Source organism: Rhodospirillales bacterium (assembly GCA_016699855.1).
In the GTDB taxonomy this organism is placed as follows: Bacteria; Pseudomonadota; Alphaproteobacteria; order Reyranellales; family Reyranellaceae.
In genome coordinates, this window is sequence record CP064988.1 from 3,309,316 (window position 1) to 3,323,477 (window position 14,162).

General features: G+C 68.2%; 12 protein-coding genes and 1 pseudogene. 8 read left to right on the forward strand and 5 right to left on the reverse strand.

What is annotated here, in order from left to right:
* Positions 1-8: 8 nt before the first annotated feature.
* The 3 genes from IPK81_15560 to IPK81_15570 all read right to left on the reverse strand — a co-directional run bounded on the left by IPK81_15560 (position 9) and on the right by IPK81_15570 (position 2,541).
* Positions 9-1,343, reverse strand: a complete 1,335-nt coding sequence (locus IPK81_15560; GenBank protein ID QQS11019.1) for a DNA cytosine methyltransferase — start codon at positions 1,341-1,343, stop codon at positions 9-11.
* 242 nt (positions 1,344-1,585) lie between these two features.
* A complete protein-coding gene (locus tag IPK81_15565) occupies positions 1,586-1,816 on the reverse strand; it encodes a hypothetical protein (GenBank protein QQS11020.1) in 231 nt (76 codons plus the stop codon).
* 20 nt (positions 1,817-1,836) lie between these two features.
* Entirely contained in the window at positions 1,837-2,541 is a 705-nt protein-coding gene (locus IPK81_15570) for a GntR family transcriptional regulator (protein ID QQS11021.1), read from the reverse strand.
* 109 nt (positions 2,542-2,650) lie between these two features.
* On the opposite strand from IPK81_15570, the gene IPK81_15575 reads away from it, so the two are divergent.
* From IPK81_15575 to aqpZ, 6 genes and pseudogenes are all read left to right on the forward strand, one after another.
* Complete coding sequence (locus IPK81_15575) at positions 2,651-3,889, forward strand: aminotransferase class V-fold PLP-dependent enzyme (GenBank protein ID QQS11022.1); 1,239 nt, start codon at positions 2,651-2,653, stop codon at positions 3,887-3,889.
* 78 nt (positions 3,890-3,967) lie between these two features.
* Positions 3,968-4,501: a hypothetical protein gene (locus IPK81_15580; GenBank protein QQS11023.1), complete on the forward strand. Its 534-nt coding sequence runs from the start codon at positions 3,968-3,970 to the stop codon at positions 4,499-4,501.
* A 34-nt stretch (positions 4,502-4,535) separates the two neighbouring features.
* Positions 4,536-5,135, forward strand: coding sequence for a DUF416 family protein (locus IPK81_15585; protein QQS11024.1), 600 nt, complete (start codon positions 4,536-4,538; stop codon positions 5,133-5,135).
* Between the two features lie 232 nt (positions 5,136-5,367).
* Positions 5,368-6,657 carry a hypothetical protein gene (locus tag IPK81_15590; protein ID QQS11025.1) on the forward strand — a complete coding sequence of 430 codons (1,290 nt, stop codon included), beginning with the start codon at positions 5,368-5,370 and terminating at the stop codon, positions 6,655-6,657.
* A 343-nt stretch (positions 6,658-7,000) separates the two neighbouring features.
* On the forward strand, positions 7,001-8,236 hold the full coding sequence (locus tag IPK81_15595; protein ID QQS11026.1) for a glycosyltransferase family 4 protein: 1,236 nt from the start codon (positions 7,001-7,003) through the stop codon (positions 8,234-8,236).
* 134 nt (positions 8,237-8,370) lie between these two features.
* Positions 8,371-9,071: pseudogene (gene aqpZ, locus IPK81_15600) on the forward strand (aquaporin Z).
* 216 nt (positions 9,072-9,287) lie between these two features.
* Here aqpZ and IPK81_15605 read toward each other — a convergent pair.
* Both IPK81_15605 and IPK81_15610 read right to left on the reverse strand, forming a co-directional pair.
* Positions 9,288-10,265 carry a D-2-hydroxyacid dehydrogenase family protein gene (locus IPK81_15605; protein ID QQS15139.1) on the reverse strand — a complete coding sequence of 326 codons (978 nt, stop codon included), beginning with the start codon at positions 10,263-10,265 and terminating at the stop codon, positions 9,288-9,290.
* 53 nt (positions 10,266-10,318) lie between these two features.
* On the reverse strand, positions 10,319-11,302 hold the full coding sequence (locus tag IPK81_15610; protein ID QQS11027.1) for a tripartite tricarboxylate transporter substrate binding protein: 984 nt from the start codon (positions 11,300-11,302) through the stop codon (positions 10,319-10,321).
* Positions 11,303-11,552: 250 nt separating this feature from the next.
* Between IPK81_15610 and IPK81_15615 the strand changes: the two genes are divergently transcribed.
* Positions 11,553-12,617, forward strand: coding sequence for a 2-dehydropantoate 2-reductase (locus IPK81_15615; protein QQS11028.1), 1,065 nt, complete (start codon positions 11,553-11,555; stop codon positions 12,615-12,617).
* A gap of 152 nt (positions 12,618-12,769) precedes the next feature.
* Positions 12,770-14,155 carry an HAD family hydrolase gene (locus tag IPK81_15620; GenBank protein QQS11029.1) on the forward strand — a complete coding sequence of 462 codons (1,386 nt, stop codon included), beginning with the start codon at positions 12,770-12,772 and terminating at the stop codon, positions 14,153-14,155.
* Positions 14,156-14,162: the final 7 nt, after the last annotated feature.

Here is a 14,162-nt window from a genome sequence, read left to right on the forward strand (position 1 = left end):
GGCGTTCTCTACGCGACAGCACGCACGCTGCTTCGCGCATTCTCGATCTGTTGCTGCTTCCTCTTTTTTGCGCCGCTCTTGCGATCACGGCGCCCGTTCAGTGGTTCGACTCCGAAGTACATTGCCGCTTCCGACATCTCGAAGTAGAGAAGGTCGGTGGAGGCAAGCTTTACAAGCATGTTTGACCGCTTCGGTCGAATGCCTAGACCTTCCAACACTCCGTTCGCGATTGCTCGCGCCAGCGGCGGTGGCACCGCGTTGCCGATCTGACGCGCGCCGTGCCACTTTGTGGCGTGCAGGCGGAACCAGTCGGGGAAGCCGTGCAGGCGGGCCATCTCGCGCACGGTCACGCAGCGCGCGTGCTCGTAGTGGATCGGTCGCGGGCTGGTGAAGGCGCCACGGGCGCCATCGGTTCCCGCGCGGAGCGTGTTCGAGAGTCCATCCGGCGCGAGCTTGAAGAAACGGCTGATCGGTTCGACATTTCCCGGCGCGACCTCCGCGAACCGCCGTCGCGAGATATCGGTGTGCGTCGTGCGCGCGCTCGACGTCAGCACGGCCGGGTTCCATGCGCGCGGATATCCGAAGTGCCACGCGTCGTTGCCGAGACACCGCAACTGGGCGGCGTACGGCGATGGCGCACCGAACGCGTCGGGCGCCACCCCGTCGGTCTCGAGCAGCGCGTCGTACCGATCGGCATCCGGGAGATCGCCGATGGCGTCGAGGCAGGTCGGTCCGACCGGGAGGCCGGCGATGGGCTTCCTGTCGCCCGCTGGATTTGTCGATGGCGCGGGGTAGTCGGGAAGCGGCGTGCCCTTCTTCGCGCCGAACAGGATCAGGCGCTCGCGATGCTGCGGCACGCCGTACCGCGCGGCGTCGAGCACGCGCCACGGAAGACGGACCTCGTAGCCCAGGCCGTCGAAGGTGGCGACCAACTCGTGCAGGAACGCCTTGTGGCTCCCGACGGTGAGTCCTTTGACGTTCTCGAAGACGAACGTGCGCGCGTCGAGCTCGGCGACCAGGCGGACGAACTCGAGCACGAGGCTGTTGCGTGGATCGTCGAGCACGCGATGCCCGATCAGCGAGAATCCCTGGCACGGCGGCCCGCCGAACACGCAATCGACGCGACGGCCGCCGATCTTCGCCGCCTTCCGGATCTCCGCGGCGGTCAGGCCGACGACCGACCGGGCGAGGACGGCTGTCTCGGGGAAGTTGAATTTGTGGACGGCGCCGTGGATCGGGTCGATTTCAACGGCGGCGGCCACGTCGAACCCGGCCTGCTCGAAACCGAGGCTCATGCCGCCCGCGCCGGCGAACAGGTCGATTCCGATGGGACGCTCGTTCATAGTCGCTAATCTCCGACGTCCAAGGATGTTACCGGCATCGACGCCGGTTGTCGATCGCCCTGGGGCGGATCGTCCCCAGAAATCTTCTCAAGGCATACGTGGCGCCCCGGTAAACCGTCATCGAGTCGTCGGCGCACACACCCACTTGCGTGATCCTCGCATAGACGGGCATCGCAGGGCCAGCAACCAACCACAGGTTGTTCTCTTGGGGGCCGGCTCTCGGTCCTCCGCGTGACTGGACATCAAGGTTCGCCTCGCTTGGCGGCGCGTCTACGCGCCCGTTGGGCGAGAAATTTCCGCCGCTCGTCGTGCGGTATGCGCTGTTCATTGAACGCTTCGAACATCGCGTCCTGCTCCGGCGTGGCGTGCGACCCTTCGATGGCGAGGCTGGCGCGCGCGTTCCGATCACGACGCTTCGCCGCCGCAACCTCTTGATCGCTCATACGGGGCGTGTCGGTGTGCATCTGATCCACCAGCTCCTACTCGGCGCCTCTCACGCCGCGTCCTTCCTCTTCCGCCGCCACGCCGCCGCCCGCTTCTTCGTCGCCGCCCGCGACACCGCCGCGTCGCGTTCGCGCCCGACATGCGCCACCAGCAGGCGCCGCGCCGCGGCGGCGTCGCGCGCCGCCAGCTTCTCGACCAGGCCGGCGTGGTCCTCCACCGCGCGCTGCCACTTGGCGCGGTCGCGGGTGGTGCGGTAGCGCGCGGCGGCCAGCCGGTCCTCCAGCGCGCGCCGGATGCGGGTCAGCTCGGGATTGCCGGCCGCCGTGTCCAGCCGGTCGTGCAGGTCGCGGTAGGCCTGGTCGTAGGCCGGCGGGTCGTCGCGCTCGAACGCGGTCTGCATCGTGCCGCCCAGCGCGCGCAGCGCCTCGAGGTCGAGCGGCGTGGCGTGGACGCAGGCCAGCTCGCCGCTCAGCCCCTCCAGCGCGCCCAGCACGTCGAAGGCGCAGCGCAGCTCCTCGGCCGTGGGATCGGCCACCACGGCGCCGCGGTTGGCCGGCATCGTCACCAGCCCCTCGCCGGCCAGCCAGCGCAGCGCCTCGCGCAGCGGCGTGCGCGACACGCCGAGCTCGGCGCACAGCAGCCGTTCGTTGAGGCTCTGGCCCGGCGGCAGGGTGCCGTCGACGATCATCTCCCGCAGCCGCAGGGCCGCCGATTCCGTCAATCCACCGCGCGCGACCGGCTTCGTTCCAACCATGCTATGAGGCTCCGTTGCGGCCCGGAAACCGGGCGATCAGGCCTATTTTGTATATTGTATACAAAATACAATATACAAACCCCGAAACCACCCTCCGCGGGAGGCGTCGATGAGCGCGAAAAGCCCGGATTCCGGCACTTTCCAAAAAGCCCAGCGCGGCCGCCACTTCCTCCAGATACCCGGTCCGACGAACGTCCCCGACCGGGTGCTGCGGGCCATGGACTGGGCCACGATCGACCACCGCGGACCGGCCTTCCAGGCGATGGCGAAGGGCCTGCTGGCCAAGCTGCCGGCGGTGTTCCGGACCACGCGGCCGGTGGTGATCTTCCCCGGTTCCGGCACCGGCGCGTGGGAGGCGGCGCTGGTCAACACCTGCTCGCCCGGCGACCGCGTGCTGATGGTCGAGACCGGCCATTTCGCGACCCTGTGGAAGCGGCTGGCGGAGCGGCTCGGCCTCGTCACCGAGTTCATCCCCGGCGACTGGCGCCGCGGCGTCGATCCCGCGACCATCGAGGCGGCGCTGCGCGCCGATACCGCCAAGGCGATCCGCGCGGTGTGCGTCGTGCACAACGAGACCTCGACCGGCGTGGTGTCCGACGTCGCCGCCGTGCGCCGCGCCATCGACGCCGCCGGCCATCCCGCGCTGCTGATGGCCGACACCATCTCGTCGCTGGGCTCGATCGACTTCCGCCACGACGAGTGGGGCGTCGACGTCACCGTCGCCGGCTCGCAGAAGGGCCTGATGCTGCCGCCCGGCCTGTCGTTCAACGCCATGAGCGCCAAGGCGATGGCGGCGTCGAAGACCGCAAAGCTGCCGCGCTCCTACTGGAGCTGGGACGAGCAGCTGGCGATGAACGCCGACGGCTGGTTCCCCTACACGCCGGCCACCGGCCTGCTCTACGGCCTCGACGCCGCCGTCGACATGCTGCTGGAGGACGGGCTCGACGCCGTGTTCGCGCGCCACGCCCGCCACGCCGAGGCGACGCGCCGCGCCGTGCGCGGCTGGGGCCTGGAGATCCTCTGCGCCGATCCATCGCAGCACAGCGGCGCGCTGACCGCCGTGATGATGCCGGCCGGCCACGACGCCGATTCGTTCCGCCGCGTCGTGCTCGACAATTTCGACATGTCGCTGGGGCAGGGGCTGTCGAAGCTCTCCGGCAAGATCTTCCGCATCGGCCATCTCGGCGATTTCAACGACCTGATGCTGATGGGCACGCTGTCCGGCGTCGAGATGGGGCTCGAGATCGCCGGCGTGCCGCACCGTGCCGGCGGCGCCCAGGCCGCGATGGCGCATCTCGCCGCGACAGCCCCGAAGCGCCCCGCCCGCGCCGCCGTCGCCGCGTCGTAGCCCGGCCGCGCGCGGCGGCCCCGGCGCCCGCCGCGACCCGCCGGCGCCTCCCGCGAATCCGGAAGGGTGACCGCCGACATGGACGACTCGCTGCCCACCGTCCTGACGGCGCACGAGAACTTCGCTGACGTGTCCGAGGTCGATTGCCTCCATCTGCTCCAGCGACTCCATTACATCCGGGAGATCGCGTCCAAGATCGCGGAATGGCTGTCGGAACACGGCGAACCGCTTCGCCACTTCCTTGAGGACATCGAGCTAGATCTGACCGTCTGCGTGGTCTTCGGTATCGGCGAAAAGTCGTCGACGCTCAGCTCGTGGTTGCTCCACAGTTGCCACACGGTAGGATTCGACGGCGCCGCCATGCGCGGCCATCTGTCCGAGCGGCAGGTCGCCCTGCTCGACGCGACATTGCCGACCGACTGCGCCGTGGTGGAGATCGAGGTCTGGCTCGGCGCGCTCGCGGCCGGTCTGAACGAGACGCTGGACCGCTTCTTCGCGGCGCGGTCGTACGCCGAGGCGATGGCCCATCACATCGCCCTCGACTCCCTCGTCGCCGCGGCGACCGCCGTCGTCGCGAAGCTGCACCTCAATCCGTCGATCGACCGCGGATGACGGCGTCGGGAGCGCCACGTCGGTGAGCGCGGCGATGCGGTTCGATCGCGGCGCGCTGGTGCGTCGACTGCGCGACCTCGCGGAATGGAAACGGGCCGCGTTCGCGCTGGCGCTGTGCGAGCGGATGCTGCCGAACCACCGCGCCTTCACGCGCGCCACCGGCGGCGGTTCGGACGCGCTGCGTGGCGGCCTCGACGCGGCGTGGGCGCGGCTCGTCGCAGGAGGCGCGCCTGCCGACGCCGAGGCATGGATCGCGCGCTGCGCCGCGGCGGCGCCGGACACCGAGGCGCACGACCATCCGCTGGTGTCGGCCGCGCTCGACGCCGCCGGCGCGGTCGAGCTGCTGCTGCGCTACCTCGTCGACAGCGACATCGACCGCGACGTGGAGGCCGCGTCGCTGGCGCGCGACACCGTCGACATGGCGGTGGCACTCCCCGGCGTCCCCGGCGCACGCGCCGCCGACCGCGAGGCGCGTGCGCTCCGCGATCCCTTGGTCCAGCGCGAACTCCGCCGCCAACGCGACGATTTGGACTGGCTGGCCGCGCTGGACGGCGACGCCGGTTCGCGGATCGATGAGCTGCGCGCGCGATGGTATGATCCCGCATCGGGCAGCCTCGGCGGTTCCGTTCGGTGATCACGGGCCGGCCGTGTCGGCTGGCGGCCGGCGCGTTGTGTCGCGGGTCCGTCCGGGCCAAGACCATGGGTCCCGTAACCCCTTGAAACGGCACCGCAAAGCCATCGCGACGATATCCGGTCGGCGGGCGTTTTTTCGTCGCCATGCGCGCAATTCCCGTGCAATAGTTGGGGAATAGTCTGGTGGTCGGACAAGGTTGGGGGGCCCGGCCAGCCGGGGGGAGACTAGGGACATGACCGGTCCGAACCGGCCGAAACGCGTGCTGATCTACAGCCACGACAGTTTCGGGCTTGGCCACCTCAGCCGCTGCCGCACCATCGCCAACGCGCTGGTGGCGGCAGACGACGACCTCTCCGTGCTGATCCTGTCGGGCTCGCCGATCATCGGCAGTTTCGACTTCAAGGCGCGGGTCGACTTCGTGCGGGTGCCCGGCGTCGTCAAGCGCGCCGACGGCGAGTACGAGGCGCTCAACCTCAACATCGGCATCGAGCGCACCTTGCGCATGCGGGCCAAGCTGATCCGCAAGACCGCCGAGCTGTTCGACCCCGACCTGTTCATCGTCGACAAGGAGCCGCTGGGCCTGCGCGGCGAGGTCGGCGAGACGCTGGTGTCGCTGAAGCGCCGCGGCACGCCGCTGGTGCTGGGGCTGCGCGACGTGATGGACGAGCCCGCCCTGCTGGCGCCGGAGTGGAAGCGCAAGAACGTCATGCCGGCGCTGCGCGACCTCTACGACGACATCTGGATCTACGGCCTGCCGCAGCTCAACGATCCGCTGGCCGGCATCGCGCTGTCGAAGACCGTCAAGCGCAAGATGGTCTACACCGGCTACCTGCGCCGCGACCTGCCGACCGACCGCGGCCTGCCGGCGGTCGTGCGCGACCTCGACCGGCGCTACATCCTCGTGACCCCCGGCGGCGGCGGCGACGGCGAGGAGCTCGTCGACTGGGTGCTGCGCGCCTACGAGCACGATCCGCGCATCCCCTACGGCGCGGTGATCGTGTTCGGCCCGTTCATGGCGCCGGACACGCGCGAGGCGTTCCGCCAGCGCGCGCTGCGCCTGCCGTCGATCCGCACGCTGACCTTCGAGAGCAGCCTCGGACCGCTGATGGCCGGCGCCGCCGGCGTGGTCGCGATGGGCGGCTACAACACGTTCTGCGAGATCCTGTCCTTCGACAAGCCGGCGGTCATCGTGCCGCGCATGCGGCCGCGGTTGGAGCAGTTCATCCGCGCCCAGAGCGCGCGCCAGCAGAAGCTGCTGGAGATGCTGCCGGAGGACGACGCGCGCGATCCCGCCACGATGGCGACGGCGCTACGCCAGCTGCCGCAGCAGGGCCTGCCCTCGGCCGCCGTGATCCCCGGCCTGCTCGACGGCATCCCCAACGTCTGCAAGCTGGTCGCCAAGCATCTCGACCGGCCGCTGCGCGCGGTGTCGATGGTGCCGGTCGACGACGGCACGTTCGGCGGCGCGATCGATCCCGTGCCCTACGACCCCGCGCCCGCCCGCAAGGCCGGCGACGCGTAGTCCATCCGTCAGTGCTCTCTCCGGCTGTCCATCGGCGTCGCGGCTCATGCCGTGTCTCGGACGCGCTCCGCCGCGTAGCGCAGGAAGGGCGAGAGGGGATCGCGGTGAAGACGATCGCGGTCGACCACGACGACGATCAGTTGGGGCGCGTATCGATCGAACCGGACGTCCACTGTCATCCCGAGCGCAGCGAGGGATCTTTAAGCCGCGGAAAGATCCCTCGCCGCGCTCGGGATGACGGAATGGAAGGGCGGCCCCGCTCCATCGGGAAATGCCCTGGATCCCTCGCTGCGCTCGGGATGACAGGGGGGATGGGGCGGCGTGATACGCTCATCGCCGCGCCATGACCCGCACCGTCGCCATCGTGCTGAAGGGCTATCCGCGGCTGTCGGAGACGTTCATCGCGCAGGAGATCGAGGGGTTGGAGCGGCGCGGGTTGGACGTGTCGCTGGTGTCGCTGCGCCATCCCACCGACAAGCTGCGCCATCCCGTGCACGGCCGCATCCGCGCCGCCGTGTCGTACCTGCCGGAGTATCTGTACCAGGAGCCGCTCAGGGTGCTGCGCGGCTGGTGGGCGGCACGGCGCCTGCCGGGCTACGCGGCGGCGCGTCGGCAATGGCTGCGCGATCTCTGGCGTGACCGCACGCCCAACCGCGGCCGCCGCTGGGGCCAGGCGCTGGTCCTGGCGCGCGAGCTGCCGGACGACGTGGCGTGGCTGCACGTCCATTTTCTGCACACGCCGGCCTCGGTGGTGCGCTACGCCGCGATGATTCGCGGCCTGCCGTGGAGCGGCTCGGCCCACGCCAAGGACATCTGGACCACGCCGGACTGGGAGATCGCCGAGAAGCTGGCGGCGTGCCGCTGGCTGGTGACGTGCACGGCCAGCGGCCGCGACCGGCTGGCGTCGCTGGCGCCATCGCCGGACACGGTCGAACTGATCTACCACGGGCTCGATCTGGCGCGCCTGCCGCCGCGCCCCGCGCCACCGCCGCCGCGCGACGGCGGAAATCCGGCGGCGCCCGTCGTGGTGCTGACGGTCGGCCGGCGGGTCGAGAAGAAGGGCTTCGACGATCTGCTCGACGCCCTGGCGGCGCTGCCGCGGGATCTGAATTGGCGGCTCGAGCATATCGGCGGCGGACCGCTGGGCGACGCGCTCAAGGCCCGCGCGGCGCGGCTGGGGGTCGCCGATCGCTGCGTCTGGCACGGCGCGCAGGCGCAGGGCTTCGTGTTCGAGGCCTACGCGCGCGCCGATCTGTTCGTGCTGGCCAGCAAGATCGCCGGCGACGGCGACCGCGACGGCCTGCCCAACGTGCTGATGGAGGCGCAGAGCCAGGGCGTCGCTTGCGTGGCGACGGCCGTGTCGGCGATCCCAGAGCTGATCGAGGACGGCGTCAGCGGAATCCTCGTGCCGCCCGCCGATCCCGTCGCGTTGGCGGGCGCGTTGGAGAGGCTGATGCGCGATCCCGCCGGACGCGCGCGGCTGGCCGACCGCGGCCACGAGATCGTGCGCACGCGCTTCTCGTTCGACGCCGGCGTCGAGCGCCTCGCGGCGCGGCTGCGCGACGGCGTCGGGGCGTAGCGCCGATCCTCACGATCCAGAGGCGCCCGATGGCGGCCGTGCTATCGTGCCGGCGGCGCGGCGCGCCGATCCCGGCGGGACGATGTCCGCCACCGGTCGCGCGGCGCCCACACCGGAGGGAAAGGATTCAAGCGATGCCCATGTCGAAGCGCCTGGCGGCGGAATGCCTCGGAACGTTCTGGCTCGTGCTCGGCGGTTGCGGCAGCGCCGTGCTCGCCGCGGCGTTCCCCAGGTCGGCATCGGTCTGACCGGCGTGTCGATCGCGTTCGGCCTCACCGTGCTGACCATGGCCTACGCCATCGGCCACGTGTCGGGCTGCCATCTCAATCCGGCCGTCACCATCGGCCTCGTGGTCGGCCGCCGCTTCCCGGCCGGCGAGGCGCTGCCGTACATCGTGGCCCAGGTCGTCGGCGCGGCGATCGGCGCGGGCTGCCTCTACCTCATCGCCAGCGGCCAGGCCGGCTTCGATGTGGTCAAGAACGGGCTGGCGTCGAACGGCTTCGGCGAGCGTTCGCCGGGCAAGTACTCGATGGTCTCGGGGATCGTCACCGAGATCGTGATGACGTTCATGTTCCTGATCATCATCCTCGGCGCCACCGACAAGCGCGCGCCGGCCGGCTTCGCGCCGATCGCCATCGGGCTGGGCCTGACGCTGATCCATCTCATCAGCATCCCCGTCACCAACACCTCGGTGAACCCCGCGCGCAGCACCGGCCCGGCGCTGTTCGCCGGCGGCGCGGCGCTGGGCCAGCTCTGGATGTTCTGGGTCGCGCCCGCCATCGGCGCGGCGCTGGCCGGCCTCGTCTACCCGGCGATCGCCGGCGACAAGGATTGAGGGGCGCGGTCGCCGCCATCCTCATGCCCCCTCTCCCGCTTTGCGGGAGAGGGTTGGGGTGAGGGGGGCACACGCTGTCGCGGGGTATCGACACACCGAGGCCACGGTCGGTGCCTCGACGCTGGTTCCGCGACACCGACCTCGTGCGTGGCCCCTCACCCTCCCGCGCTGCGCGCGGGCCCCTCCCTCTCCCGCAAGCGGGCGAGGGGTTCCAGGCTATGTCAGCGCCGCCGGGTTCATGACGCGGATGGGTTTGCCGTCGAGCCAGGCCAGCAGGTCCTCGAGACCGTCGGCGTAGAAGCTGCGGAACACCGGCTCGGCGACGTAGCCGAGATGCGGCGCCAGCACGACGTTGTCGAGCGACGCCAGCCGGTGTCCGGCCGGCAGCGGCTCGACGTCGTAGACGTCGAGGCCGGCCGAGCCGATGTGCCGGCTCTCGAGCGCCGCGATCATGGCGGCCTCGTCGACGATCGGGCCGCGCGACGTGTTCACGAGAATGACGCCCTTCCTCATGCGCGCGATCTCGGCGGCGCCGATCAGGCCGCGGGTGCGGCCGCTGAGGATCAGGTGGATGGTGATGGCGTCCGAGGTCGCCAGCAGCTCGTCCTTCGACACCAGCTTCGCGCCGTGCTCGGCCGCCTTCTCGGCGGTGAGGTTCTGGCTCCACGCCACCACGTCCATGTCGAACGCCTTGGCGTAGCGCGCCATCTTCGAGCCCAGCTTGCCCAGGCCGATGATTCCCAGCCGCTTGCCGGCGAGGATCAGGCCCATGTCGAGCCCGCCGTGCCAGCCGCCGGCGCGCACGCCGCGGTCCGACTTGGTGACGAAGCGCGCGGCGTCCATCAGCAGCGCCCAGGCGAGCTCCGAGGTCGACGACCCGCTGGGTCCGGTCGTGGTGTTGCAGACCGGGATCTTGCGCGCGGTCATGGCGTCGATGTCGACGCTGGGCGCGCGCGCGCCTGTCAGGATGGCGAAGCGCAGCTTCGGCAGACGGTCGACCAGCGCCTTGGGGAAGGGCTGGCGCTCGCGCATCAGCATGACGGCGTCGAAATCCGCCAGCGCCGCGGCGCAGGCGTCGACGCCGCCGAGATGGTGGTCGAACGCCACCACCTCGACGCCGCGGGCGCGCGCCTTGTCCCAGTCGGCGTAGGCCAGCGCGACCTTCTGGTAGTCGTCGAGGATGGCGAGCTTCAGCTTGTTTTCCACGTCGTCGGTCCCCGATCGTTCGGCCGCGCCGGCGCCGCCGGCTATTCCGGCTTCAGGTTGTTGTCGCGGATGGTCTTGCCCCAGATCGCCTGCTCTTTCGCCTGGAACTCTGCGAACTGCTCGGGCGTCGTGGTCAGGACCTCCATGTTGAACTGGTCGACGAACTTCTTGCTGACGTCGGCGCTGCGCGCCGCCTTGAGCAGCTCGGCGTGCATGCGGTCGACGATCGGCCTCGGCGTGCCCTTGGGCGCGTAGACGCCCCACCACGAGTAGGACGGCGCCGCCTTGACGCCCTGCTCGATCAGCGTCGGCACGTCGGGCAGCAGCGGCGAGCGCTTGTCGCTGGTCACCGCGATCGGGCGCAGCTTGCCGGCGGCGAAATGCGGCGCGATGGCCGTCAGGCTCGAGATCGCCAGGTCGGTGTGGCCCGCCAGCGCGTCGGCCAGCAGCGGGCCGCCGCCCTTGTACGGGATGATGTTCATCTCGTAGCCGTTGTCCTTCTGCATCTGGTTGAACAGCACCAGCGCCTGGCTGGCCGCGAGAACGCTGGCCGCCACCTTGCCGGGGCGCTTCTTGCAGTCGGCGATCACGTCCGCGAAGCTCTTGTACGGCCGGTCCGGATGGCAGCCGATGCCCTGCGGCGTGCGGCCGATCTGCATGACGTTGAACAGGTCGCTGTCCTTGTACGGCACGTCGGGCGTGAACAGCGAATTGAGGATGTGGTTGTCGAACACCACGAGCCAGGTCTGGCCGTCGGGCGGCGCCTTGGCGGCGAAGCTGGCGCCGACCACGCCGGTGCCGCCCGGCTTGTTGTCGACGATGATGTTCCAGCCCAGAGATTCCTGCAGCTTGGCGGCGAGGATGCGCGCCACCGGGTCGGTCGAGCCGCCCGGCGGAAACGGCACCACGAAGCGGATCTGGCCCTTGGGCCAGGCGTCCTGGGCGCGGGCGATGGACGGCGCGGCGAGCAGCGCGCCGGCGCCGGCGACGAGGCCGCGGCGGCGGATATGGACGATGCCTGTCATTGGAACCCCCTGGTGTCTCCCGGCCTTCGGCCGGCCGGTTTCCGCGCCGCGTCCGGACGGCGCCGGCCGCGGGGCGGGCGGATTTATAGCGGATGCGTCGGCGCCGCGCGCCCGGATTCTCCACCGGCCGGCCGGCCGGCGCCCCGCGGGCATGGCTGACCCCGCGAATCATGCCGCCAGCCGGGGCCGGGACGCGCTATTTTCCCGCCCGGAGCGGGTCGCCCGCCAAACAATCACGACGGAGGAAACCATGGGCAAGCGGATCGCGGTGGTCGGAGTCGGCGCGCTGGGCGGCTACGTCGGCGGCTATCTCGCGCACGCCGGCCACGACGTCACGCTGATCGACATGTGGCCGGAGAACATCGAGCTGATCCGCAAGCGCGGCCTGTTGCTCGACGGCGTCACGCCGGAGGAGAAGTTCACGGTCACCAAGGCCAAGACCATGCACCTCACCGAGCTGCAGGACCTCTCTCGCCAGAAGCCGATCGACATCGCCTTCGTCGCCGTGAAGTCCTACGACACGGAATGGGCGACGGCGATGATCAAGCAGTACCTCGCGCCGGACGGCTACGTGGTGTCGCTGCAGAACTGCCTCAACGAGGAGCGCATCGCGGGCGTCGTCGGCTGGGGCAAGACCGTCGGCATGGTGGCCTCGCTGATCTCGGTCGACATGTTCGAGGCCGCGCACATCCGGCGCACGGTGTCGAAGGGCGGCGACAAGCACACCGTGTTCCGCGTCGGCGAGGTGCACGGCCGCATCACCAAGCGCGTCGAGGAGCTGCACGAGATGGTCTCGATGATCGACAGCGCCAAGACGACCACCAATTTGTGGGGCGAGCGCTGGTCGAAGCTGTGCCAGAACGGCATGAAGAACGGCGTCTCGGCCGCGACGGGTCTCACGGGTTCCGACTGCGACCGCAACGACATCATCAGACGCTTCTCGATCCAGCTCGGCGGCGAGGCGGTGCGGGTCGGCCAGGCGCTGGGCTACCACATCGAGAAGATCGGCAAGATGGAGCCGGAGACGCTGGCGCGCGCCTCGGAGAACGATCCCAAGGCGCTGGAGGAGATCGAGACCATCCTGCGGCCGGGCTCGAACACCAACCCCAACCCGCGGGCGGACATCCAGCGCCCGTCGATGGCCCAGGACATCCTCAAGGGCCGCCGCACCGAGATCGAGTTCATGAACGGCTACATCGCCGACCGCGGCGACTTCATCGGCGTCAAGGCGCCGGCGCACGTGAAGCTCACGGCCATCGTCAAGAAGGTCGAGCGCGGCGAGGTGAAGGCGGCGCCGTCGACGCTGGGGGGCTGACAGATCCGCGGCGACGACGATCTCCAGACGTTCATTGACAGCGCTCACTTTCTACGCCGTGATACGGATGTCGAAGTCAATGCCCGCACGCATTGCGTGTGTCGATGACTCCATGCGAGCCAATTCGCTGGGGATGTCGTTTGGAGGCGAAGATGGCTGAGAGCGGCGAAAAAGACGAGCGCCCGAGGAAGACAGTCCTCATCACAGATTTGGACAATACGCTGTATGACTGGGTCGAAATATGGTCGAAATCATTCTCGGCCATGATTGATCAGCTCGCTGTCGACAGCGAAGTTAATCGTGATCAATTGCTCGATGAGATCAAAGCGGTTCACCAGAAGCATCGTACGTCTGAGTATGCATTTTTAATCGAAGAGTTGCCCTGTCTTCAGAAAAAGCACCCGTCCGGTGATCTCGCGAAAATATATGACAAGGCGATTCATCGATATCGAAGCGCTAGAAAGAGAGCGGAACGCCTGTATCCAGCAGTTCTTGAAACGTTACGCCTTTTGCACAATGAGGGGGTGACAATCGTCGGGTATACAGAATCCATGGCCTTTTACTCGGCACGTCGGATTAAGAAGTTTGGTTTGGATGGCGTGATCGACTACCTATACTCACCGCCAGATCATGATCTGCCGCAGGGTATGACGCCCGAGCAGCTGCGTACAATGCCCCTTGAGCAATACGCGCTTACTGCGACCGAGCACCGCCACACACCAAAGAACGAGATCAAGCCAAATCCGGGAATCTTGCGCAAGATTGTCAGCGAGCTCGGTGTTGATGCGTCAGATTGCATCTACGTCGGCGACAGTCTTATGAAGGATGTCGCTATGGCGATTGATGCAGGCCTAACATCTGTGCACGCGAAGTATGGAATCGCACAGGGCCGTGAGGAATACGAGCTTCTACGGCGAGTGACTCATTGGTCCTCAGAGGACGTTCAACGTGAAAGAGAAATACAAAACCGACCGAATGTTGTCGCAGACATCACGCTAACAGGCTCATTTGCTGAGTTGCTCGCCTTCGTCGACTTTCAGCCAGCACCAAGGAGGGATACTGCCACAAACATCGCGACGTATGTTGATATCTGGAAGAAGGTCGTTGATGTTCAGCAGCACTTTAACGACATTGAGATCAGAATCCGAACGTTGGCGGTGACGACGCTAACAGCGATTCTTGGAGCTGCCGGCTACGCTCAGAAGGAGAGCATCGGATTTGCGATGTTTGGCGCGTGGCTCAATGCTTCGTCTGTTATCCTTATTGTAGGCTTCCTTGTCTGGATGGTTTTTTATCTCATGGATCGATTTTGGTACCATCGTCTCCTGTACGGTGCTGTTGCAAATGGAGGAAAGCTTGAGAAGGCAATTCAGCGCGTGATACCTGAGATGGGGTTAGGAGAAGAGATTGGACGTCAGAGCCCCGTCACCGTCAATTTTGGGGTGGGTAAATTTACGTTTCATTCTGGCCACAAGATGGACTTCATCTACTTGACGCTGGCGTTTGGCCTCGCCGCGCTCGCTGTTGTATTTTGGTAGCGATCTG